The sequence below is a fragment of the Enterobacter cloacae complex sp. IR53030 genome, from assembly GCF_049238365.1.
Classification (GTDB): domain Bacteria; phylum Pseudomonadota; class Gammaproteobacteria; order Enterobacterales; family Enterobacteriaceae; genus Enterobacter; species Enterobacter kobei.
The window spans coordinates 109,628-132,820 of sequence record NZ_JBMKHA010000016.1; the positions used below are offsets into that span (position 1 = coordinate 109,628).

Here is a 23,193-nt window from a genome sequence, read left to right on the forward strand (position 1 = left end):
CCCGGTAAGCGCAGCGCCACCGGGCAAACAAGCATCAGCGGAAGTTAACGTTCTTATCGCTGGTCATGTCATACAGCTGGAACTTACGCCCAAGCTGCTGACCCCCGTCGCGCGTCAGCGGTGTCCAGCCCACTGCCGCACGGCTGCGGGTTGGGCCTGACGAGAAGAGATCCAGCGGAATCGACACATAGACCCCTTTAGTGAAGTCCCCTTCCCCGTACTCGTCCGGCGAGACGTTGGTGATGGTGGCATAACCGCCCACCACGACGCCGCTGTCGAAGTGTTTGGAGATATCCAGCGTGCCACCCTTGTCGCCCGCCAGATACTGGCCGACGCTGGCTTTCACCAGTACGTCCTGCGCGAATGACGGTGTCCAGTAGGCGGTCAGATGGCCCGTTTTGACGCTGTAGTCGGTGAACTTCATCATGTCCTGCGCGCTGCGCCAGTCACGCTGTTTCACGTAGTTAGCATCAATCCCAAATGCCCAGTTGCTGTCGACAGGACGGTAAAGCACCTCTGCCCCTGCGCCACCGAACATGGTTTCCAGATATCCGCCGTACACCTGGCCGTAGAAACCGTTGCCGAAGTACTGGAAGTAGTTGGCCTGCAGGTTATTCACGTAGACATCGTTCTGCACGTATTCACGAACGCGAGTTCTTACGCGCGGCAGTTTTGAATCGTTCGGCGGGTTGGTGTAGTTAAATTTGTCGTAGTTGTTGGCGATATTGCCGAACAGGCTACCGGTAGTCAGCAGATGGTCGGTGACCCACAGATCTGCCGTCGCCATTGCGCCCAGCTGATACATGTAGAAGTTTTCCGGTCCGCCAACGGACTGGTTCAGCACCGGATCGATATGGAAATCAAAGCGCGACTTGTCGATATACCAGCCTTGCTCGGTGGTGTCTGGCACGACCGGCTCAACGCGTTTTTGCACCAGCTCGGTTTCATGCCCGAGCGGCTCGCCTTCGAGATGGCGCTTGAGGCTGGCAACGTCCGTTTCCGTCGTCACCTGCGGCAGGTTCAGGCGGTTCTCGGTCACGCGGATCGTGCGGATCCCGTCCGGGAGATCGTTCATGACGATCCGGTTGGCGCGTTCGATCCCTTCCCGCGAGTCGCGGTATTTCACCTGCTCGCCAGTGACGTAAAGCGTGTCGCCCTTGGTCTGAATCTTCGGATCCGCCAGACCGGCATTGTATTTCAGCAGCGTCAGCTGATTTGCCACCACGGAGTGCTGCAGAATCGCATCCTGCGGCTCCGGCTGGTAGGCTGGCCGCGCGTTATCATTGTAGTGTGGCCGCATGTCGTTAAAGTTGGTGCGCAGCGTGAAACCAAACATCACGGTATTACCGCGCTCGTAGCTGAGGTTAACGTCGGCCCAGTCGGTGACGCGATAAATGGCGCCGACGTTAAACTTGCTCTTCTGCTCAATCTTCCCGGCGAAATCCTGAGAGTAGTCGTTTCCTTCGTACTCCAGCTTCAGGCGCAATGGCTGCCAGGGGGTCTGGTATTCCACGCCACCGAACAGCGAGGCCGGGCCATGGAACATCTGGTCGCCGTTGATGGAACCCGCTTTCTGGTAACTGTTATCGCGGTAGCAATATTTATCGCTGTAGGTGCAGAACGGGTTTTTGACGTTACCGCTGGTACCGAGATAGCCCCATCCCAGGCCAAGCGAGAAGTCGAACGGCCCCCAGGCCTTGCTGGCCACAATGTATTCCGCATCAAACAGGCCGGTCCCGCCGATATCTTTGGCCCCCACGGACACCTGCGGCATCCAGTAGCTCTCTTCCCACAGGCGCAGCTTGAGGTCGAAGGCTTTATCTTTGTAAGTCTGGTCGCCAGAGAACGCCTCGACGCTGCTGTACTGTTTCGTTCGCACATCGGTGTAGCGCAGCGTGGTTTCAAGCCACGGGAAAAGCTGTACCGAGGCGGAATAGTAGCGGTACTGGTCGTTATCGCGGTAGTTCAGACTGATTTCCCCTTCACGCGCCATGCGCGCGGTGGGCGTTTGCAGTAAACCGACGCCGCCGAAGTCTGACTGAGACGGGCCAATGGGTGCCGGATACGTTTCTGCATGACAGGCGGCGCTTACACAGAGCGCCAGCATGCTGTAGAGATAGGTTTTTTTCATTCTTCCGGTATCCGCTGTGTCAGGGAGTGAAGGATATCGGCGTTAAGCCCGTCATATGCCTTCGTCCAGAAATGGTCGGCAAAACCGACAAAAATGATGCTGCCAGGCATGGGCTCGATATGGCGTTTATTCCAGTAAGCTACCGGCGCTTTTTGCGTGTGCCCGTCAGGGTAAACGACCCAGGCGTAGCTGTTATCGGCACCGCTCAGCAGGCTTTGCTCGTCGAGATAGCTCACCACGTCGCGACCTGGCGTAAAGGGCTTTTTACCCGGGCTGCTGACAAGCCCCATCACGGTCACCGTCGTCGGTTTTACGGGCAGCCAGAGGGTGTACTCCCCTTCAAGGGTTGGGTTGCCCTTTTCCGTGACGCGCACTTCATCGGGATCAAGATTCACCTTCTGGCGGCCAGTCACCTTCAGCGCCTGAAGCTGCTGGCGAATGCTATTGATTGCTGCGGCATCGTCACCGTCTTCCTGCGCCGCCAGACCTGTCAGACGGGCAAGCAGTGCAAGATGTTCTTGCTCTGCCTTAATCGTTGCCTGACGCTCGCCGATCACCGCCCCCGGCCACCAGCTGTTGGCAAGCCTCGGCTGCCCGACGAGATCGAGCAGATGTTCAGCGTTGGTTAACGTTTTGGGTTTCTCGTTTTCCGCCGTGTAGACCTTCACCGTTCCTGCAGACCATGCCGCAGGGGTTGCAAGGCTCGCAATTAGCGCAACGCGGATAATTGTTTTCATGATTTTGCGGCCTTGATCAGCGTGGTTTTCACCGGGAAGAAACCGGCACCGAGATACTGCAGGGACTGACGGATTTGCCCTTCCTCGTCGATCCAGAAGCGGTTATGCCAGGTGGCCTGGTCGGTTGTTACCTCTTCATCCAGCACGCGTACCTGGGTTTCATCGCTCCCCACTTTCACACTGTCGGTGCCATCCCAGCGGAAGGTGGAATGCGCCGTGGCGTAACGCACCTGCTTGTGTTCAGTCCAGCCCATCGTGCGCGTCCAGCCAGCGCCGTCGGTAATCTGGTTCGGCTTGATCAGCGGATCGGCCGCGATATTGTTCACCTCAAGCAGGTTGTCGCCCCCGAGCAGGGTTTTCACGATACGGCCATGCTGCGTCACGATGGTGGCCTGATCCTGCGTCACCCATTTCTGCTGCCCGTTTTCATCGAAAGCGAGCACCACAAACAGTTGCGGTCCATCATTAAGCTGCATGTACTGACTGGCGTAGGGCATGTTCTGAAGTTCGTCATCGGTCAATTGCACGCCCGGCGTACCGAACAGGCTGTCCCACAGTGAATGACCCAGCCCTTTGGTGGTGGCTGAGCACGCCTGCAACAGCAGGCAAATCAGAATGATTGCAGGTCGCTTCACGACTCTTCTCCGAAGGGGCGAAATAACCACACCGAAGTGTGGTTATGATTAAAACACCCGGTCTTACTGGGTGCTGGTTGTCGTAGTGGTCGTGGTTCCGGTATTGGAGCCATCACCGCCACCGGTTGCCGCCAGCGCGACACCCACGGCTGAACTTACGGCGCTGGTGCTGGCTGCGGTAGAGCTTCCCGCAGACGCAGACGTCGCTGCCGACCCTGCTGCTTCCCCGACCTGGACCGGAGCTGCATAGACAGATGTCGCCGCAAGTGCAGATATGGCAAAAATGCCATACAGTACTTTCTTCATAACAATTTCCCTTCAATGAATGAATGGAGATTTGCCCGAAAAGAAATTCAGGCGGAATCGAGTATACACAACTAAAGCAGCGGGATTACCGTGAGGGGAAATAGGGAAGGGGTTTTCGGACTAATGGATAAAATCGAAATGAAAAGCAAATAATTAAAATATATAATCACTAAAAATCAATAATTTATAATATAAACCCATTATCTTACTTCTACGTATTTTCTTAAAATAAACCGCAGCAATTAACGGGTTAACCGTCTTTTTCGGATTAAACTCACATCCAGAATTTGAGTTAACTAAGGAAGGTGCGAATAAGTCACCAAACGCAAAAAAACGCCTATGTAAGTGATTGAATTTAATTGACTAAAAGTTTCATTTTCGTTGCGGAGGGTACTTATTCGCACCCTCCCTAACAGACATCAGGAATTATCCGATAAAAAAATGCCGGCATTTCGCCGGCACATTTTCATGATGTTTTAATTACGCGCGCCAGGCTTTATAGCGGTTAATCAAACCATTGGTCGAGCTGTCGTGGCTGGTGATCGCTTTATCGTCACCCAGCTCTGGCAGAATGCGGTTTGCCAGCTGTTTGCCCAGCTCAACGCCCCACTGGTCAAAGGTGAAGATATTCAGGATGGCGCCCTGAGTGAAGATCTTGTGCTCGTACAGCGCAATCAGCGCACCCAGGCTGAACGGGGTGATTTCACGCAGCAGGATGGAGTTGGTTGGGCGGTTGCCTTCAAACACTTTGAACGGCACAACGTGGTCCAGCGTGGCCGGATCTTTACCCTGATCGCGATACTCCTGCTCAACCACCTCGCGGGATTTACCGAACGCCAGCGCTTCAGTCTGGGCGAAGAAGTTAGACAGCAGTTTTGGATGGTGGTCAGACAGCGGGTTATGGGTAATAGCCGGGGCGATGAAATCGCACGGTACCATTTTGGTTCCCTGGTGGATCAGCTGGTAGAACGCGTGCTGGCCGTTAGTGCCCGGCTCACCCCAGATGATTGGACCCGTCTGGTAATCCACCGCGTTGCCGTTACGGTCAACGTACTTACCGTTGGATTCCATATTGCCCTGCTGGAAGTAGGCCGCAAAACGATGCATGTACTGGTCGTACGGCAGGATCGCTTCGGTTTCAGCACCAAAGAAGTTGTTGTACCAGATACCAATCAGCGCCAGCAGCACCGGCAGGTTTTTCTCAGGTGCGGTGGTGGAGAAGTGTTTATCCATCGCGTGCGCGCCGGAGAGCAGTTCAACGAAGTTATCGAAGCCTACGGACAGAATGATGGACAAACCGATGGCAGACCACAGAGAGTAACGGCCGCCAACCCAGTCCCAGAACTCGAACATGTTCGCGGTGTCGATACCGAACTCACCAACCGCTTTACCATTGGTGGACAGCGCCGCAAAGTGTTTCGCCACGTGCTTGTTGTCGCCCGCGGTTTTCAGGAACCAGTCGCGCGCGCTGTGGGCGTTGGTCATGGTTTCCTGGGTGGTGAAGGTTTTAGACGCCACCAGGAACAGGGTGGTTTCCGGGTTCACGTTCTTCAGCACTTCCGCGATGTGAGTACCATCGACGTTAGACACGAAATGCATGTTGAGGTGGTTTTTGTACGGACGCAGCGCTTCGGTCACCATGAACGGACCCAGGTCAGAACCGCCGATGCCGATGTTTACCACGTCGGTGATCGCTTTACCGGTATAGCCTTTCCAGCTACCGGAGATGATCGCTTCGGAGAAAGCTTTCATCTTTTCCAGCACCGCGTTCACTTCCGGCATCACATCTTTGCCATCAACGATGATTGGCGTATTGCTACGGTTACGCAGCGCCACATGCAGCACGGCACGGTCTTCGGTGCGGTTGATTTTCTCGCCGGAGAACATGGACTTGATAGCGTCGGCAAGCTGAGTCTCTTTTGCCAGATCCTGCAGCTTTGCCAGCGTCTCTTCGGTAATGCGGTTTTTGGAAAAATCCACCAGCATCAGGTCGTCGAAGGTCGCGGAGAACTTAGCGAAACGATCGGCATCTTTCGCGAACAGATCCGCGATAGTGACGTCTTTCATTTCATCAAAATGTTTCTGGAGTGCCTGCCAGGCAGCGGTCTGCGTTGGGTTGATGTTTTTCATTAGCAATACTCTTCTGATTTGAGAATTGTGACTGCGGTCGATTGTAGCGCCTGCAAATAAAAATTGTGATGGTTTTTATGCCATTGCCCTGGCCTGCATCAAACACAGGTGAAAAGACCCGAAAAGTATAGCTGCTGAAGTGCCCTCCCGGGTGGCGAATTGTCGGTCAAAAGGGGGTAAAACGGAGCATAAAATATGGCCCTGTTATAAGTCCTGTTTCTCAGGGGTACCCCCCCATAAAAAATCCGCATAATCCCAGCATTGACAGGACCTCCCCCGCATTTTATTTATAGGGCCGTATTTTGCGCCTGCACCTGTTTTCGTTTCACTCTTGTGCCAAGGTCGCTTATTCATTCCCTGACACGAGGTTGTTATGACGAGTTTTGTGGTCGCCAAGTTTGGCGGCACCAGTGTGGCCGACTACGATGCCATGAACCGCAGCGCCGATGTGGTGCTGGCCGATCCGAATACCCGCCTGGTGGTGCTCTCCGCATCCGCTGGCGTGACGAACCTGCTGGTTTCTCTGTCTGAAGGACTGGAAGCGACAGAACGTTTCGTGAAGCTGGATGCACTGCGCAAAATTCAGTTCGACATCCTTGAGCGTCTGCAGAATCCAAACGTGATCCGCGAAGAAGTGGAACGCCTGCTGGAAAATATCACTACCCTGGCAGAAGCAGCGTCTCTGGCCACCTCCACCGCCCTGACCGATGAACTGGTCAGCCACGGTGAATTGATGTCTACCCTGCTGTTTGTTGAAATCATGCGCGAACGTAACGTTCAGGCGCAGTGGTTTGACGTGCGTAAAGTGATGCGCACCAGTGACCGTTTTGGCCGCGCTGAACCGGACGTTGAGATGCTGGCTGAGCTCACCAACCAGCAACTGGCACCGCGCCTTGCTGAAGGCATGGTGGTCACCCAGGGCTTTATCGGCAGCGAAGCCAAAGGTCGCACGACGACGCTGGGCCGTGGCGGCAGCGACTATACCGCGGCTCTGCTGGGTGAAGCTCTGCATGCCACCCGTGTGGATATCTGGACTGACGTGCCGGGTATCTACACCACCGACCCGCGCGTGGTTTCCGCGGCGAAACGTATTGATGTGATCGCGTTTGAAGAAGCGGCGGAAATGGCCACCTTCGGCGCGAAGGTGCTACACCCGGCAACGCTGCTGCCTGCCGTTCGCAGCGATATTCCGGTCTTCGTGGGCTCCAGTAAAGATCCTAAAGCGGGCGGCACGCTGGTTTGCAAGAAAACGGAAAACCCACCGCTGTTCCGTGCGCTGGCCCTGCGCCGTCGCCAGACGCTGGTGACGCTGCATAGCCACAATATGCTCCACTCCCGCGGTTTCCTGGCAGAGGTGTTTGGCATTCTGGCGCGTCACAATATCTCCGTAGACCTCATCACCACCTCTGAAGTGAGCATTGCGCTGACGCTGGACACCACCGGCTCGACCTCCACCGGCGATACCCTGCTGACGCAGTCGCTGCTGATTGAGTTGTCCGAGCTGTGCCGCGTGGAAGTGGAAGAAAACCTGGCGCTGGTGGCCATCATTGGCAACAAGCTGTCGCGCGCCTGCGGCGTGGGCAAAGAGGTGTTTGGTGTGCTCGACCCGTTCAACATCCGCATGATTTGCTACGGTGCCTCCAGCTACAACCTTTGTTTCCTGGTCCCTGCCGATCAGGCTGAGCAGGTCGTGCAGAAACTTCATCAGAATTTGTTTGAATAAAATTCGTTAGCACGTTAAACAATATCGATAAGCCGGGCACAGACCCGGCTTTTTCATAACAAAACAACACGACAATACTGCAAGGAATTCACTATGTTATCCGTTATCACCCGGCTGTTCCCCATATGGGCGCTGCTGCTCTCTGTACTCGCGTATTACACGCCCGCCACGTTCACCGGTATTGGTCCGTGGGTCGCCACGCTGCTGATGCTGATTATGTTCGGCATGGGCGTGCATTTAAAAATCGATGATTTCAAACGCGTGCTGTCGCGCCCGGCTCCGGTTGCTGCGGGTATCTTCCTGCATTACCTGGTGATGCCGCTCGCGGCGTGGCTGCTGGCGATGGCCTTTAAGATGCCGCCGGATCTCTCTGCCGGAATGGTGCTGGTGGGCAGCGTCGCCAGCGGTACGGCGTCTAACGTCATGATCTATCTGGCGAAAGGGGATGTAGCCCTCTCCGTTACCATTTCATCCGTTTCCACGCTGGTGGGCGTGATTGCCACGCCGCTGTTAACCCGCCTGTACGTGGACGCGCATATTCAGGTGGACGTGATGGGGATGCTGCTCAGCATTCTGCAGATTGTGGTGATCCCGATTGCCCTGGGGCTGGTCATTCACCATCTGTTCCCGCGCGTGGTGAAAGCCGTTGAGCCCTACCTGCCTGCGTTTTCGATGGTCTGCATTCTGGCCATCATCAGCGCCGTGGTGGCGGGTTCTGCCTCGCACATTGCTTCCGTCGGTTTTGTGGTGATCGTCGCAGTCGTGCTGCATAACACCATCGGCCTGCTGGGAGGATACTGGGGCGGGAAGCTGTTTGGTTTCGACGAATCCACCTGCCGCACGCTGGCGATTGAAGTCGGGATGCAGAACTCCGGTCTGGCGGCGGCGCTTGGCAAAATTTACTTCTCGCCGCTGGCGGCCCTGCCGGGTGCCCTGTTCTCGGTGTGGCACAATCTTTCAGGTTCGCTGCTGGCGGGCTACTGGTCCGGCAAACCGATTAATGCACAAACGAAAAAAGAAGCGGTGAAACAGGATTGAATTGCTTTACACTGAAGCCTCCCCCTCAGGAGGCTTCAGCAATGGCTACACCACGTTTGACCCAGAAAGACATGACGGAAGCCGAGCAGCGCGAACTGAAAACGCTTCTCGACCGCGCCCGCATTGCACATGGCCGCACGCTGACGAACGCCGAAACCAATCAGGTGAAAAAAGAGTACATCGACAAGCTGATGGCGGAACGTGACGCCGCGGCGAAGAAAGCCCGCAAACTGAAAAAAGAGCAGGCTTATAAACCGGATGCAGAGGCGACCTTCTCCTGGTCCGCCAGCACGTCAACCCGTGGAAGGCGCTAATCAGCGCCCTTTCTTTTTACGACCCGGCTGGGTAAATCGCTTACCGTTACCCGGCTTGCCTCGCCCTTTCTCTTCCGCCTGCGGCGCCTTCACCACCGGGCGTTTAATCGCCTGGGTTTTCGGCTTCGCCTTAGCCTTCGGCTTCGCTTCTGACGACGAGTTTTCGATAAGCCTGAACAGCTCAATCAGCTCGTCATCAGTTAAGTCACGCCACTCGCCCAGCGGGATCCCGGACAGGCTAACGTTCATGATGCGCGTACGTTCAAGCTTCGTCACTTCATAACCGAAGTACTCGCACATGCGGCGGATCTGGCGGTTTAGGCCCTGTACCAGAGTAATACGGAACGCGAAAGGCGCTTCTTTCTTGACCTTACACTTCTTCGTCACCGTGCCCAGGATCGGCACGCCTGCGCTCATCCCGCGGATAAACTCGTCCGTTACCAGTTTGTTTACCGTAACGATGTACTCTTTCTCATGGTCGTTACCGGCTCGCAGGATTTTGTTCACCAGATCGCCATGGTTGGTGAGGAAAATCAGCCCCTGCGAATCTTTATCCAGACGGCCAATCGGGAAAATGCGGCTGCTATGGTTCACGAAATCAACGATGTTGTCTCGCTCACCGTCTTCCGTGGTGCTGACAATCCCAACCGGTTTATTCAACGCGATAAACACCAGGTCTTCTGCATCACGCGGTTCGATGACCTGACCATTCACTTTGACCACGTCGCCAGGCACCACCTGATCGCCGATGGTGGCGCGTTTGCCGTTAAGAAACACGTTACCTTGTTCAATGTAACGGTCAGCCTCGCGACGTGAGCAGATCCCGCTCTCGCTAATGTATTTGTTTAATCGGGTTGATTGAGTTGGCAGCATAGTTTCTCCTGTGAAGGGCGAAATATACCTTACCTTGCGGCTGACAAAAAAGTGTTAGTAACCGTTGATCAAAAAATCGAGTGCATCCCGCAATGAGGCCCGGTCTTGAGTAAGATCGGCGACACGCTCGCCTAACTCTTTTGGCGATATGCCTGCCATCATGTGCATCATAACCACGCAGGGCTTACCCGCTATCTCAACGACAGGGCACACTTTCGCAGGCGGCTCAATGCCTCCCAGGTGGCTAAGCTCAACTGCGGGGGCGACCAGAACATGCTTCATCACATTGGCCACGGGATGCTGCATATTGATTAGCCAGGGATAGGCAGTTTTCCCCTTACCTTCATTCTCATAAGCAAAATATTGCTCCATCAGAACGACCTCTGAAAGTCACTAAAGGAGCCGTTTTCATCAACCCACTGGTTAATAGCCTCGATAGACGCTTTATTTTCTGCTAACCACTCTGCACGCTGATGCGCACGAAACTGCTCCTGTAATGCAGCCGTAAGTACAGCAGAGAGATTAAGTTTAAGCCGTCGCGCCTCTTCAAGGATTTCTGGTGCTAACGACACATTGACTGATTTTTTGATGCCATGAGTAGTGCGCATGAGAACCCCCATCGGTATGCGCATGAATTGGCGAAGTGTAGCGTAATAAACGAGCATTTTCTATTCCCTTAAAAATGTAAGGTCTGCAGCGTAAATGGCGCTTCATAAGGTGTCACGCCTCGCAAAACGGTTTTGCGAGGCGCTTTCAGAGATTAATACTCGTCCCGCTCGTCATCTTCATCCGGCTGTTCCATCACGCTATAGGCCACCGCGCAGAACAACGAGTTAAGACGCTTCATGTCCCCCAGCAGCCCCAGGTGCAGGGAGCTGGTCTCGATACTCTGCACGTTTTGCTGGTGAAGACGCTCAACGTGGGCGTGCGAGTAGCGACGGTTGAGGATGCGGAAGCGATGCTTGTTACGACGCAGGCGGCGCGCGCTCGGCACGTCGCTGGAGAAGAAGACCAGCATCGCCAGCTTCAGGTTGCTCAACAGCTGTTCGTGGAGCGCCTCCAGCTCCTTCAGGCCCTCAATGGAGAATGCCCGACGTGCTGCCAGTGACTTATCTGCAATCTCACTCCCCATACGCTCCACGATATCGGAGGCTTGCTCCAGGTTGAGCGACATCTCGATGATTTCTGCCCAGCGGCGAGACTCCTCTTCCGCCAGTTCATCCTGCGGAATACGCGCCAGATAGAGCTTAATGGCGGTATAAAGCACGTTGATATCGTCCGCCAGCCTGCGCAACTCTTTCTCTTCGCGCGGTTCGCCGTGCATCACCTTCTGCAGCCCTTCGAGCATGGTTTCCATCGCATCACCCATCCGTAGCGTCTCGCGGGCGGCATTCGCCAGCGCCAGCGCCGGGGTATCCAGCGCGGAGGTATCCAGATGCTTCGGTTTCAGGCGCGCATCCAGCTCCGGTTCATCCTGAATGAGTCGTTCGCAAAAGCGGGCCATCGGCCCCGCAAAAGGCACCATCGCCAGGCAGCGCACCAGGTTATAGAAAACGTGGAAATAGATCACCAGCTCCGCTTTCGGCAGCGAGAGGTTATCCATCAGGTTCGCCAGCGGGTGCACAAACGGCAGGATAATCAGGCTACCCACCAGCTTAAACAGCAGGCTGCCGAGCACCACGCGGCGAGCCGCAGCGTTGGCGGCACTGTTGTTGAGCATTGCCAGCAGGCCAGACCCCAGGTTCGCACCAATCACCAGACATAGCGCCACCGGGAAGGAGATCGCCCCGGCAGCGGTGAGCGTGGCCGTCAGCAATACGGCTGCCAGGCTTGAATAGCTGACGATGGCAAACACCGCGCCAATCAGCGCGTCCAGCATGATGTCACCGGTCAGAGAGGCGAAGATGACCTGAACGCCGTTGGCCTCGGTGATGGGGGTGACCGCCTGCACAATCAGCTCCAGCGCCAGCAGGATCAACCCCAGGCCAATCCCCACGCGCCCAAGCTGCCCGGCACGCGTCTGTTTGCGCCCGAGGAAGAAGATGACGCCAATGAAAATCAGCAGCGGCGACAGCCAGGAGAGATCGAACGTCAGAATACGCGCCATCAGCGCGGTACCCACGTCGGCCCCCAGCACGATCACCAGTGCCGGCGCGAGCGCCACCAGATCCTGTGCCACAAAGGAGGTGACAAGCAGGGTGGTGGCATTACTGCTCTGAACCAGCGCCGTGACGCCTATCCCCGCACAAAAGGCGAGCGGCTTCTTCTCAACGCTGCTGCTGAGAACGGTGCGTAAACGAGCACCAAAGACGCGCATCACGCCGGTACGGACGATATGGGTCCCCCAAACGAGCAGTGCGACTGCGGAGAGCAGATGTAACAGGGTCAGCACGGAAGGTTTTCCTCCTTATCGTTATTCATTTTCCTTAGGTTCAGTATAAGGGTTTAAACGTAAGAAAGAGACAGGGCGCCCCATGAGCGCCCTGTTTGTTGTAAGGAAAAGTGATTTTAGTCGGCGTCGTAGCCGAGATTAGGCGCCAGCCAGCGCTCGACTTCTGACACGCTCATGCCTTTGCGCAGGGCGTAATCTTCGATCTGATCGCGCTGTAGCTGCGCCACGGCAAAGTACTTGCTGTCCGGGTGGCTGAAATACCAGCCGGAAACAGAGGCACCTGGCCACATGGCAAACGACTCGGTGAGTTTCATCCCCGTATGGGCCTCAACATCGAGAAGTTTCCAGATGGTGCCTTTTTCGGTGTGCTCCGGGCAGGCCGGATAGCCCGGCGCCGGGCGAATGCCCTGGTAGTTTTCGCGGATCAGCTCCTCGTTGCTGAGGTTTTCATTGGCCGCGTAGCCCCAGTACACCTTACGTACACGCTCATGCAGATACTCAGCGAAGGCTTCCGCCAAGCGGTCGGCAATCGCTTTGACCATGATTTTGTTGTAATCATCATGCTGCGCTTCGTATGCTTCCGCCAGCGCATCCTCTTCAAGTCCGCCGGTTACCGCAAAGGCGCCGATATAGTCGGCTTTGCCACTCAGTTTCGGTGCGACGAAATCCGCCAGACAGTAGTTAGCGAAGCCCACTTTCTCCGTTTGCTGACGCAGGTGATGGCTCACGGTCAGCACATGCGTGCGGGTTTCATCGCGGTAGATTTCCACATCGTCACCCACGCGGTTCGCCGGGAACAGCCCCACCACGCCGCGCGGATTGAGGGATTTCTCTGCACTCAGCTTGTCGAGCATGTCATTGGCATCTTTAAACAACCGCTTCGCCTCTTCACCTACCACCTCATCCTCGAGGATGCGCGGATATTTGCCCGCCAGCGACCAGGTCATGAAGAACGGTGTCCAGTCGATGTAGTTACGCAGCGTTTCGATGCTGGCGGTGACGTCCTGCACGCCCAGACGGTGCGCAACTGGCGGGGTATAGCTCGACCAGTCAAACGCCAGATCGTTATCGCGCGCCGCCTGAAGTGAAACCGGCGGCGTGCGCGGTTTCTTACGACCGTGCTGGATGCGGACGGTTTCGTACTCTTTGCGGGTGCGCGCCACGAAGTCATCGCGCTGAGTGTCGGAGAGCAGTGCGGACACCACGCCTACGGTGCGCGAGGCGTTCTGCACGTAGACCGTCGGACCGCTGTAGTTCTGTTCGATTTTTACCGCCGTATGCGCTTTCGACGTGGTTGCCCCGCCAATCAATAACGGAATAGTGAAGCCCTGACGCTCCATCTCTTTTGCCACGTTGACCATCTCGTCCAGCGACGGCGTGATCAGCCCGGAAAGGCCAATCAGATCGGCATTCACCTCACGCGCGGTTTTGAGGATTTTATCCGCCGGGACCATTACCCCGAGGTCGATAATTTCGTAGTTATTGCACTGCAGCACCACGCCGACGATATTCTTGCCGATGTCGTGCACGTCGCCCTTCACGGTGGCGATGACCATCTTGCCGTTGCTGGAGCCTTTCTCTTTGCTGGCCTCGATAAACGGCTCCAGATAGGCCACGGCCTGCTTCATCACGCGGGCAGATTTCACCACCTGCGGCAGGAACATTTTTCCCTCGCCGAACAGATCGCCGACCACGTTCATGCCGTCCATCAGCGGGCCTTCGATCACCTCAATCGGGCGAGCTGCCTGCTGGCGCGCTTCTTCGGTGTCCTGCTCAATAAACTCGGTGATGCCTTTCACCAGCGAATATTCCAGACGCTTTTTCACGTCCCAGGAACGCCACTCGGCCTGCTGAACGTTGGCCGATTCATCCGTTTTGCTGCCGCGGTATTTCTCCGCGAGGTCCAGCATGCGCTCGGTGGCGTCGTCGCGACGGTTAAGGATGACATCTTCTACCGCGTCGCGAAGCTCGGCAGGGAGGTCATCGTAAATCGCCAGCTGGCCGGCGTTAACGATCCCCATGTCCATCCCGTTGCGGATGGCGTAGTAGAGGAACACGGCGTGGATCGCTTCACGCACCGGGTCGTTGCCGCGAAACGAGAACGACACGTTCGACACGCCGCCGGAGATTAACGCATGCGGCAATTCACGTTTAATGTCTTCACATGCGCCGATAAAGTCCTGGGCATAGTTGTTATGCTCTTCAATCCCGGTCGCGACGGCGAAAATGTTCGGGTCGAAGATGATGTCTTCCGGCGGGAAACCCACCCCTTCGGTCAAAATCTTGTACGCGCGCCGGCATATCTCAATTTTACGCTCGCGGGTATCCGCCTGGCCCACTTCGTCGAAGGCCATGACCACCACGGCGGCACCGTAGCGGCGGACCATCTTCGCGTGGTGGATAAAGATATCAACGCCCTCTTTCATCGAGATAGAGTTGACGATGCCTTTACCCTGAATGCACTTCAGCCCTTTTTCGATGACTTCCCATTTGGAGGAGTCGATCATGATCGGCACGCGGGCAATGTCCGGCTCGCCGGCAATCAGGTTGAGGAAACGCACCATCGCCGCTTCGGCGTCGAGCATCCCCTCGTCCATGTTGATATCAATAATCTGCGCGCCGCTTTCCACCTGCTGGCGGGCGACGTCCAGCGCTTCGCTGTACTTCTCTTCTTTAATCAGGCGCTTGAACTTCGCGGAACCAGTGACGTTAGTCCGCTCCCCCACGTTCACAAACAGGCTGTCGTCGCCAATGGTCAACGGCTCGAGACCAGAAAGACGACAGGCAACGGGAAGCTCAGGCAGCTTACGCGGCGGAAGCCCGGCCACGGCGTTGCTCATGGCGGCAATGTGTTCCGGCGTGGTGCCGCAGCAGCCGCCAACAATGTTCAGGAAGCCAGATTCAGCCCACTCGCGGATTTGCGCCGCCATGGTGTCGGCATCCAGATCGTATTCACCAAAGGCATTGGGCAGACCGGCGTTCGGGTGCGCGGTGACATAACACTCTGCGATGCGCGATAACTCCTGCACGTACTGGCGCAGTTCATCTGGCCCCAGGGCACAGTTCAGGCCAAAGGAGAGCGCTTCCGCGTGGCGCAGGGAGTTATAAAACGCTTCGGTGGTCTGGCCGGACAGGGTACGGCCGGAGGCGTCGGTAATGGTGCCGGAAATCATGATCGGCAGGTCAACGCCCAGTGCCTCGAACTCCTCTTTCACCGCGTAAATCGCGGCTTTGGCGTTGAGGGTGTCGAAAACCGTTTCAATCAGGATCAGGTCGGAACCGCCTTCCACCAGCGCTTTGGTCGATTCACGGTAGGCAGCGACCAGCTGGTCAAAGGTGATATTACGAAATGCCGGGTCGTTGACGTCCGGTGAGATTGATGCGGTGCGGTTGGTTGGGCCAAGCACCCCGGCAACGTAGCGCGGTTTGTCCGGCGTGCGGGCAGTCCATTCATCTGCGCAGGCACGAGCCAGTTTAGCCGCCTCAAAGTTGATCTCCGCCGACAGGGATTCCATCTGGTAATCCGCCATGGCGATGGTTGTCGAGTTAAAGGTGTTGGTTTCAACGATATCTGCCCCTGCCTCGAAGTAGGCATTGTGGATATCCTTAATGACGGACGGCTTGCTGAGCACCAGCAGGTCGTTGTTACCTTTCAGATCGCAAGGCCAGTCAGCGAAGCGTTCGCCGCGGAAATCGTCTTCACTCAGACGATAGCCCTGGATCATCGTGCCCATGCCGCCGTCCAGCACCAGAATTCGTTCATTTAACTGCGCACGCAGTTGCTCTACTTTGCTGCTCACACTTGCTCCCGACAACGCTCAACAAGGCCAAAAGGCTGCGTTCCATACTGGCACAATCTCGCAGGGTGGAAAAGTCACACAGCGGTAACATGAGACATGTTCACCATCACTCCTCCGATCAGTCAGGATAACGGTTGCAAAATCACCAAATAAAACGAAAATGATTTCCACGATACAGAAAAAGGAGATCGTCATGGTCGCGACCGTTCCCGCCAAACGCGGCAGAAAACCTGCTGCCACCCCCGCAGCACAACCGAGCGGACAGGTTCAATCGCTCACGCGCGGTCTGAAGCTGCTGGAGTGGATAGCCGAGTCGCACAGCAGCGTGGCCCTGACGGAGCTGGCCCAGCAGGCTGGCCTGCCGAACTCCACCACGCACCGCCTGCTGACCACTATGCAGCAGCTGGGCTTTGTCCGCCAGGTCGGCGAGCTGGGACACTGGGCGGTGGGCGCACATGCCTTTATCGTTGGCAGCAGCTTCCTGCAAAGCCGCAATCTGCTGGCGATTGTGCATCCGATTCTGCGCAAGCTGATGGAAGATTCCGGCGAGACGGTAAACCTGGCGGTACTTGACCAGAGCGATCATCAGGCAATCATTATCGATCAGGTGCAGTGCACGCAGCTGATGCGTATGTCCGCGCCGATTGGCGGTAAGCTGCCGATGCATGCGTCCGGGGCAGGAAAAGCGTTTCTGTCTCAGCTCAGCGAAGATCAGGTGACAGGGCTGCTGCATCGTAAAGGGCTGCACGCCTATACCCATGCCACGCTGGTTTCGCCGGTGCATCTGAAAGAGGATCTGGCGTTAACCCGCAAGCGTGGCTATTCATTTGATGATGAAGAACATGCTTTGGGTCTGCGCTGTATCGCGGCCTGTATCTTTGACGAGCACCGCGAGCCGTTTGCCGCCATCTCTATCTCCGGGCCGATTTCGCGCATGACCGACGACCGCGTTACCGAGTTAGGTGCGCTGGTGATTAAGGCGGCGAAAGAGGTGACGCTGGCGTATGGTGGGATTCGTTAAAATTGAGTGCGGCCTGATGCCCTCACCCCGGCCCTCTCCCACAGGGAGAGGGAGAAAAGCGGATGCAAAACCGCTGCTTGCGGCGGTAAGCGTACACATCTTCCACATGCCCGTTTTTGATCCGCGTTTGCAGCCCACGCCAGTAGCTGGCACGAAAAAGGTCGGCGTGCATCTCTTCAAATAGCGGCCCGATGCGCGGATCGGCGCACAGCCAGTGGCGAAACTCTTCGGGAAAGACATCGCCCGGCGAAACGCTGTACCACGGTTCACCAGACAGTTCATCTTCCGGGTAACGGGGCGGCGGGATATCACGGAAATTCACTTCGGTCATGTAGCAAATTTCGTCATAATCATAAAACACCACTCGCCCGTGGCGCGTGACGCCGAAGTTTTTAAACAGCATATCGCCCGGAAAAATATTGGCCGCGGCAAGCTGGCGAATCGCGTTACCGTATTCTTCTATAGCATCGCGCAGCGCCTGACCCTCGGACTGCTCCAGCCAGATGTTCAGCGGCACCATGCGGCGCTCGATGTAAAGATGGCTAATCACGATTTTGTCGCCAAGATCGGTGATTTTCCCGGATGCTTCCTTGAGCAAAAGCGCCATCAGCGCCGGGTCGATCTGTTGCTTATCCAGCACAAAGTTTTCGAATTCCTGAGTATCCGCCATACGTCCGACACGGTCATGCTCTTTGACCAGCTGATAGCAGGCGCGGACGTGCGCGGCGGTCATCTCTTTTTGCGGCGCGAAGCGGTCTTTAATGACCTTAAATACGCGGTCGAACCCCGGAAGCGTAAACACCAGCATCACCATGCCGCGAATGCCAGGCGCTTCGATAAACTGTTCATCTGCGGTGGTGACATAACGCAGGTATTCCCGATAGCTTTCCGTTTTAGCGTGCTTCTGACAGCCAATCGCCATATACAGCTCGGCGGTGGTTTTGCCCGGCAGGATCTCCCGCAGCCATTCCACCAGCGCGGCAGGCAACGGTGCGTACACCATGAAATAGGAGCGGGCGAAGCCAAATACAATGCTGGCCTCGGCGCTGGTGGTCAGGCAGGTATCGACAAACAGTTCCCCGTCATCTGTGCGATGGATGGGGAGCAGAAACGGTACGATGGCCGATGGCGTGACCAGTTTTCCTACCAGCCAGGCGGCTTTATTGCGATAGAAAAGCTCGTTGGCAACCTGCAAGTGGCTGCGGCCGAGCAACGCCTCGCCGAAGGTTTCGCGCAGGTGGGTGTGGATATATCCTATATCCCGGGTTTTATTCTCCCAGGGCAAACGCAGCGGCAAATCGGTTAGCACACGGTGCAAAAGCTTCTCCCACCCGCGTTCCGGGAAGAAATCTTTCGCCAGCGGACGTGGGATAGCACGAAATCGTCGTTCAGGCTGAGAGCTGAAGATAAATAACCGCTCAGGAGATAATGAGCGGTGGTCAAATAACCGGCAATAGACGGAGTTGAAAAAGCTCTCCGCAATCTCGAAGCGCGGATAGTCAGGTAATAAATGGGTGTAGTGCTCTTTCACGCGCAGTAAAAAGTCCGCATCCGGGCTTTTACCATCGGTAATACAGCGCAACTGCTCCACCACCAGACCCACGTGGTGGTCATAAAGGTGAATACGCTGCTTCATGGCCTGCTGAACCGCATGCCAGTCTGCATGTTCGAAGCGCTGTTGCGCACCGGATGTCACTTCAAGAAAACGACCATACTGGGCATCGAAGCCCTGCAAAATAGTTTGAGCAATCAGTAATTCCAGGCCACGCGACATATATTCCCCCTCACCCCAACCCTCTCCCCGAGGGGGGAGAGGGGGAAACGATTAGAACTGTGCTTCTTCGGTTGATCCCGTTAAGGCGGTGACGGAGGAGGCACCGCCCTGAATGATGGTGGTCACGTTGTCGAAGTAGCCCGTACCCACTTCCTGCTGGTGAGAAACGAAGGTATAACCCTCTTTTCCGGCGGCGAATTCTGGCTGCTGAACCTTCTCGACGTAGTGCTTCATGCCTTCACCCTGCGCATAAGCATGTGCAAGGTCGAACATGTTGAACCACATGCTGTGGATACCCGCCAGGGTAATGAACTGGTACTTGTAGCCCATGTCAGAAAGCTGCTGCTGGAAGCTGGCGATGGTTTTATCATCCAGATTCTTCTGCCAGTTGAAGGACGGCGAGCAGTTATAGGCCAGCAGTTTGCCCGGATATTTCGCATGAATGGCATCGGCAAAACGTTTTGCCAGCGCCAGATCCGGCGTGGAGGTTTCACACCAGACCAGGTCGGCGTAAGGGGCATACGCCAGGCCACGGCTGATCGCCTGTTCGATGCCTGCATGGGTACGATAGAACCCTTCGCTGGTGCGCTCACCGGTAATAAACTCGCTGTCGTACGGATCGCAGTCAGAGGTGATCAGGTCAGCCGCATCCGCATCGGTACGGGCAATGACCAGCGTCGGCACGCCGAGCACGTCTGCCGCCAGACGCGCGGCAACCAGTTTCTGAATCGCTTCCTGGGTCGGAACCAGCACCTTACCGCCCATGTGTCCGCACTTCTTCACTGATGCCAGCTGATCTTCGAAGTGAACGGCCGCTGCACCGGCCTCAATCATTGATTTCATCAGCTCGAACGCGTTCAGCACGCCGCCGAAACCCGCTTCCGCATCCGCGACGATCGGCAGGAAGTAGTCAATAAAGCGCGGATCGTTGGGTTCGATGCCTGCCGCCCACTGGATCTGATCCGCACGGCGGAAGGTGTTGTTGATTCGATCAACCACCGACGGCACGGAGTTCGCCGGATAGAGGGACTGATCCGGATACATACTGGATGCCAGGTTGGCATCCGCCGCAACCTGCCAGCCGGAAAGATAGACAGCCTCAATACCGGCCTTCGCCTGCTGCAGTGCCTGACCGCCGGTCAACGCCCCGAGGCTATTGATATAACCCTTTTTGGAACCACCGTGCAGCAGCTTCCACATTTTCGCCGCGCCATTTTGCGCCAGCGTGCATTCCGGATTGACCGAGCCGCGTAATTTCACCACTTCTTCCGCGCTGTACGGACGACGAATGCCTTCCCAGCGCGGTTGTGTCCATTCTTTCTTCAGTTCTTCGATTTGTTGGGTACGGGTTTTCATGTGCAGATGCTCCATATTGTTATGTGGTGAGTTACGCCAGGAAGCGGTAGCCCGGCAGGGTCAGGAAGTCGATTAAGTCATCTGAGGTGGTGATTTGTTCCATCAGGCGTGCAGCATCGTCAAAACGTCCGCTGCTGAAGCGGTGTTCGCCCAACTCGTCCTGGATCACCCGCATTTCTTCGGCCAGCATCTGGCGGAACAGGGCTTTGGTCACCGGCTTGCCGTTGCTGAGCGTTTTTTGATGATGGATCCATTGCCAGATAGAGGTGCGGGAGATTTCCGCCGTGGCGGCATCTTCCATCAGGCCGTAGATCGGCACGCAGCCGTTGCCGGAGATCCAGGCTTCGATGTACTGCACCGCAACGCGAATGTTGGCGCGCATGCCCTCTTCCGTACGTTCACCTGCACACGGTGCCAGCAGCTGTTCTTCAGCCGTTGGCGCATCCTCTTCGCGCGTAACAAAGAGCTGATTTTTATTGTCACCGAGTACGCGGTTAAAGACTTCCATTGCCGTGTCTGCGAGGCCCGGATGGGCGATCCACGTTCCGTCATGACCGTTACGCGCTTCAAGCTCTTTATCGGCCTTCACTTTGTTGAGCACCTGATTGTTACGCTCCGCGTCTTTGCTCGGAATAAATGCCGCCATGCCGCCCATCGCAAAGGCACCGCGCTTGTGGCAGGTTTTGATCAGCAGGCGCGAGTAGGCGCTCAGGAACGGCTTATCCATAGTGACGACCTGACGATCGGGCAGTACACGATCGGGATAATTTTTCAGGGTTTTGATATAGCTGAAGATATAGTCCCAACGCCCACAGTTCAGGCCGACGATGTGGTCACGCAGGGCATGCAGAATTTCGTTCATCTGGAAAACCGCAGGCAGCGTTTCAATCAACAGGGTGGCTTTGATGGTGCCACGTGGCAGGTTGAAACGATCTTCTGCATAACTGAACACGTCACTCCACCACGCCGCTTCCTGCCAGGCCTGCGTTTTTGGCAGATAGAAATAGGGGCCGCTGCCTTTTGCCAGCAGGTTTTTGTGGTTGTGGAAGAAATAGAGCGCGAAATCAAACAGGCTGCCGGGAATGGCTTCTCCACGCCAGGTGACGTGTTTTTCAGGCAGATGGAGACCGCGTACGCGACAGATCAGCACCGCCGGATTCGGTTTAAGTTGATAGATTTTCCCGGCTTCGTTGGTATAGCTGATGGTGCCGTTCACGGCGTCGCGCAGGTTGATTTGCCCCTCGATAACCTTACGCCAGTCCGGTGCCAACGAGTCTTCAAAATCAGCCATAAAGACTTTAACGTTCGCGTTCATGGCGTTGATCACCATTTTGCGTTCTACCGGACCGGTGATCTCAACGCGGCGATCCTGTAAATCTTCAGGAATACCACGAATTTTCCACTCACCACGACGAATGGAAGCGGTTTCCGAAATAAACCCAGGCAACTTGCCATCGTCAATTTCCTGCTGCTGGTGAATGCGTGCTGCCAGCAGCTTATTGCGCTGCGGCGTAAAGCGGGTCACCAGTTCAGTCAGAAATTCGACCGCTTCTGCCGTCAATATTTGCTGTTCTTGCTCACCATGCGGCTGGGTAAAGGCCAGTTCGTCGACCGTCGTTGCCTGTTGAGTCATTACTCTGCTCCTCATCAAAGATCCAAAATCACGCCCCCGATGCGAACGAAAGATCGTTGTGTAGTTTTCGCTCAGCAGAATTAAGACTATCTCTATTTTTTCCAAAATCAAAAACAATTTCCATTTTATTTAATTTATAACGTTAACTCCTTGATCAGTATGAAATTAAAGTTTTCCCCAATGTTGAGTAGAATTTCGGAAATAAAAAAGGCACCCGAAGGTGCCTGATGCGAACAGCTGAAACGCTTTAGGATCGTTTAATACAGAAGATTACTCTAGCGTCGGATTCATGTGTCGCAGATCGTATGGCGTGATTTGGTAGACGTAATAGTTGAGCCAGTTAGTAAAAAGCAAATTCCCGTGGCTGCGCCAGGTTGCTCTCGGTTTGTTTTGTGGATCGTTTTTCGGGAAATAGTTGTACGGCACATCCGGATTAAGACCCGCTTCGACATCACGGAAATACTCTGACGCGAGGGTATGCGGATCGTATTCAGGATGCCCGGTTACAAAGGCAATGCGCTTATCTTTGCTGGCAAACAGGTATGCATCCCCCTCTTCCGTTTCGGCCAGGATCTCCAGATCGGTGTAATCACGGATCAGCTGCGCCGGGAAATCGGCATAGCGCGAATGCGGCGCCAGAAACGAATCATCAAACCCGCGCGTCAGCAGAGCATGTGGATGAAGAATGTGGTGTTCGTATACGCCGGAGAGCTTTTCAGTGCGGGTTTGTTTAGGGATACCATAAAGAATATTCAGTGCAGCCTGGACCGCCCAACAAACAAACAAGGTGGACGTGACGTGATCTTTTGCCCACTCCAGGACCTGTTTGATCTGCGGCCAGTAGGCGACATCGTTAAATTCAACCAGACCGAGCGGTGCGCCGGTCACAATCAGGCCGTCGAAGTTTTCACCCTGAATGTCATCGAAGTTACAGTAAAAGTTGTTCAGGTGCTCAGAAGGCGTGTTGCGTGACTCGCGCGCATCGATCCGCAGCAGCTGAATATCGACCTGCAGCGGAGAGTTTGAAAGCAGACGCAGGAACTGATTCTCTGTTTCAATCTTTTTCGGCATCAGGTTGAGAATAAGAACCTTCAGCGGGCGAATTTCCTGAACTGTTGCGCGTGAAGCCGTCATCACAAAGACGTTCTCTTCACGTAAGAAATTGACGGCTGGTAGCTCGTCCTGCACCCGAATCGGCATATCGTTGAATCCTCAAAGCATACGTATAAACGTTTAGACATCCAGACAGCTAACAATACCGAGATCCGGCCTGAATGTCGAGTCTGCAAGAGGAAGGTGAGAAAGTTTCAAGGAGAGGAATAAAACCCAA

Annotated in this window: 18 protein-coding genes; 4 read left to right on the forward strand and 14 right to left on the reverse strand. The window is 55.5% G+C overall.

Features of this window, described 5'->3' with window-relative positions; all coding sequences use genetic code 11:
- Window positions 1-34: 34 nt before the first annotated feature.
- From ACOTXR_RS16760 to pgi, 5 genes are all read right to left on the reverse strand, one after another.
- Window positions 35-2,131, reverse strand: a complete 2,097-nt coding sequence (locus ACOTXR_RS16760; RefSeq protein ID WP_014882099.1) for a YjbH domain-containing protein — start codon at window positions 2,129-2,131, stop codon at window positions 35-37.
- Window positions 2,128-2,868 (reverse strand): capsule biosynthesis GfcC D2 domain-containing protein, encoded by a 741-nt coding sequence (locus ACOTXR_RS16765; RefSeq protein ID WP_072205322.1) that lies wholly within the window; start codon window positions 2,866-2,868, stop codon window positions 2,128-2,130. The genes ACOTXR_RS16760 and ACOTXR_RS16765 overlap by 4 nt, the downstream gene beginning before the upstream one ends.
- On the reverse strand, window positions 2,865-3,503 hold the full coding sequence (locus ACOTXR_RS16770) for a YjbF family lipoprotein (RefSeq protein ID WP_014882097.1): 639 nt from the start codon (window positions 3,501-3,503) through the stop codon (window positions 2,865-2,867). The genes ACOTXR_RS16765 and ACOTXR_RS16770 overlap by 4 nt, the downstream gene beginning before the upstream one ends.
- 63 nt (window positions 3,504-3,566) lie before the next feature.
- Window positions 3,567-3,809: an exopolysaccharide production protein YjbE gene (gene yjbE / locus ACOTXR_RS16775; protein ID WP_003860341.1), complete on the reverse strand. Its 243-nt coding sequence runs from the start codon at window positions 3,807-3,809 to the stop codon at window positions 3,567-3,569.
- Between the two features lie 480 nt (window positions 3,810-4,289).
- On the reverse strand, window positions 4,290-5,939 hold the full coding sequence (gene pgi / locus ACOTXR_RS16780) for a glucose-6-phosphate isomerase (protein ID WP_014882096.1): 1,650 nt from the start codon (window positions 5,937-5,939) through the stop codon (window positions 4,290-4,292).
- Window positions 5,940-6,312: 373 nt separating this feature from the next.
- On the opposite strand from pgi, the gene lysC reads away from it, so the two are divergent.
- The 3 genes from lysC (at window position 6,313) to ACOTXR_RS16795 (ending at window position 9,014) form a co-directional block, all read left to right on the forward strand.
- Window positions 6,313-7,662 carry a lysine-sensitive aspartokinase 3 gene (gene lysC / locus ACOTXR_RS16785; protein WP_023331779.1) on the forward strand — a complete coding sequence of 450 codons (1,350 nt, stop codon included), beginning with the start codon at window positions 6,313-6,315 and terminating at the stop codon, window positions 7,660-7,662.
- Window positions 7,663-7,755: 93 nt separating this feature from the next.
- Window positions 7,756-8,700 (forward strand): ketopantoate/pantoate/pantothenate transporter PanS, encoded by a 945-nt coding sequence (gene panS / locus ACOTXR_RS16790; RefSeq protein WP_014882094.1) that lies wholly within the window; start codon window positions 7,756-7,758, stop codon window positions 8,698-8,700.
- Window positions 8,701-8,741: 41 nt separating this feature from the next.
- Window positions 8,742-9,014, forward strand: a complete 273-nt coding sequence (locus tag ACOTXR_RS16795) for a DUF3811 domain-containing protein (RefSeq protein ID WP_014882093.1) — start codon at window positions 8,742-8,744, stop codon at window positions 9,012-9,014.
- On the opposite strand, the gene rluF is transcribed toward ACOTXR_RS16795, so the two are convergent.
- From rluF to metH, 5 genes are all read right to left on the reverse strand, one after another.
- A complete protein-coding gene (gene rluF, locus ACOTXR_RS16800) occupies window positions 9,015-9,887 on the reverse strand; it encodes a 23S rRNA pseudouridine(2604) synthase RluF (RefSeq protein ID WP_032637776.1) in 873 nt (290 codons plus the stop codon).
- Window positions 9,888-9,941: 54 nt separating this feature from the next.
- On the reverse strand, window positions 9,942-10,259 hold the full coding sequence (locus tag ACOTXR_RS16805; RefSeq protein ID WP_032637780.1) for a CcdB family protein: 318 nt from the start codon (window positions 10,257-10,259) through the stop codon (window positions 9,942-9,944).
- A complete protein-coding gene (locus ACOTXR_RS16810; protein WP_014830260.1) occupies window positions 10,259-10,552 on the reverse strand; it encodes a type II toxin-antitoxin system CcdA family antitoxin in 294 nt (97 codons plus the stop codon). The genes ACOTXR_RS16805 and ACOTXR_RS16810 overlap by 1 nt, the downstream gene beginning before the upstream one ends.
- Window positions 10,553-10,647: 95 nt before the next feature.
- On the reverse strand, window positions 10,648-12,279 hold the full coding sequence (locus ACOTXR_RS16815) for a Na/Pi cotransporter family protein (RefSeq protein WP_058690159.1): 1,632 nt from the start codon (window positions 12,277-12,279) through the stop codon (window positions 10,648-10,650).
- 116 nt (window positions 12,280-12,395) lie between these two features.
- Complete coding sequence (gene metH / locus ACOTXR_RS16820; RefSeq protein ID WP_058690160.1) at window positions 12,396-16,079, reverse strand: methionine synthase; 3,684 nt, start codon at window positions 16,077-16,079, stop codon at window positions 12,396-12,398.
- 193 nt (window positions 16,080-16,272) lie between these two features.
- Here metH and iclR point away from each other — a divergent pair, with 193 nt between their 5' ends.
- Window positions 16,273-17,100: a glyoxylate bypass operon transcriptional repressor IclR gene (iclR, locus tag ACOTXR_RS16825; protein ID WP_014882087.1), complete on the forward strand. Its 828-nt coding sequence runs from the start codon at window positions 16,273-16,275 to the stop codon at window positions 17,098-17,100.
- A gap of 22 nt (window positions 17,101-17,122) precedes the next feature.
- Here the strand turns inward: iclR and aceK are convergent, their stop codons facing one another.
- The 4 genes from aceK to metA form a co-directional block, all read right to left on the reverse strand.
- Window positions 17,123-18,874 (reverse strand): bifunctional isocitrate dehydrogenase kinase/phosphatase, encoded by a 1,752-nt coding sequence (gene aceK / locus ACOTXR_RS16830; RefSeq protein ID WP_058690161.1) that lies wholly within the window; start codon window positions 18,872-18,874, stop codon window positions 17,123-17,125.
- A gap of 51 nt (window positions 18,875-18,925) precedes the next feature.
- Window positions 18,926-20,230 carry an isocitrate lyase gene (gene aceA, locus ACOTXR_RS16835; protein WP_014882085.1) on the reverse strand — a complete coding sequence of 435 codons (1,305 nt, stop codon included), beginning with the start codon at window positions 20,228-20,230 and terminating at the stop codon, window positions 18,926-18,928.
- A gap of 31 nt (window positions 20,231-20,261) precedes the next feature.
- Window positions 20,262-21,863: a malate synthase A gene (gene aceB, locus ACOTXR_RS16840; protein ID WP_014882084.1), complete on the reverse strand. Its 1,602-nt coding sequence runs from the start codon at window positions 21,861-21,863 to the stop codon at window positions 20,262-20,264.
- Window positions 21,864-22,133: 270 nt separating this feature from the next.
- Window positions 22,134-23,063, reverse strand: a complete 930-nt coding sequence (gene metA / locus ACOTXR_RS16845) for a homoserine O-acetyltransferase MetA (protein ID WP_023331771.1) — start codon at window positions 23,061-23,063, stop codon at window positions 22,134-22,136.
- Between the last annotated feature and the right edge of the window lie 130 nt (window positions 23,064-23,193).

Coding starts and splice junctions, on each gene's coding strand:
- ACOTXR_RS16810 (WP_014830260.1), bottom strand. CDS start 10,552: ATGCTCGTTTATTACGCTACACTTCGCCAATTCATGCGCATACCGATG.
- aceA (WP_014882085.1), bottom strand. CDS start 20,230: ATGAAAACCCGTACCCAACAAATCGAAGAACTGAAGAAAGAATGGACA.
- pgi (WP_014882096.1), bottom strand. CDS start 5,939: ATGAAAAACATCAACCCAACGCAGACCGCTGCCTGGCAGGCACTCCAG.
- aceK (WP_058690161.1), bottom strand. CDS start 18,874: ATGTCGCGTGGCCTGGAATTACTGATTGCTCAAACTATTTTGCAGGGC.
- yjbE (WP_003860341.1), bottom strand. CDS start 3,809: ATGAAGAAAGTACTGTATGGCATTTTTGCCATATCTGCACTTGCGGCG.
- rluF (WP_032637776.1), bottom strand. CDS start 9,887: ATGCTGCCAACTCAATCAACCCGATTAAACAAATACATTAGCGAGAGC.
- lysC (WP_023331779.1), top strand. CDS start 6,313: ATGACGAGTTTTGTGGTCGCCAAGTTTGGCGGCACCAGTGTGGCCGAC.
- panS (WP_014882094.1), top strand. CDS start 7,756: ATGTTATCCGTTATCACCCGGCTGTTCCCCATATGGGCGCTGCTGCTC.
- ACOTXR_RS16795 (WP_014882093.1), top strand. CDS start 8,742: ATGGCTACACCACGTTTGACCCAGAAAGACATGACGGAAGCCGAGCAG.
- ACOTXR_RS16760 (WP_014882099.1), bottom strand. CDS start 2,131: ATGAAAAAAACCTATCTCTACAGCATGCTGGCGCTCTGTGTAAGCGCC.
- ACOTXR_RS16805 (WP_032637780.1), bottom strand. CDS start 10,259: ATGGAGCAATATTTTGCTTATGAGAATGAAGGTAAGGGGAAAACTGCC.
- ACOTXR_RS16765 (WP_072205322.1), bottom strand. CDS start 2,868: ATGAAAACAATTATCCGCGTTGCGCTAATTGCGAGCCTTGCAACCCCT.
- metA (WP_023331771.1), bottom strand. CDS start 23,063: ATGCCGATTCGGGTGCAGGACGAGCTACCAGCCGTCAATTTCTTACGT.
- aceB (WP_014882084.1), bottom strand. CDS start 21,863: ATGACTCAACAGGCAACGACGGTCGACGAACTGGCCTTTACCCAGCCG.
- iclR (WP_014882087.1), top strand. CDS start 16,273: ATGGTCGCGACCGTTCCCGCCAAACGCGGCAGAAAACCTGCTGCCACC.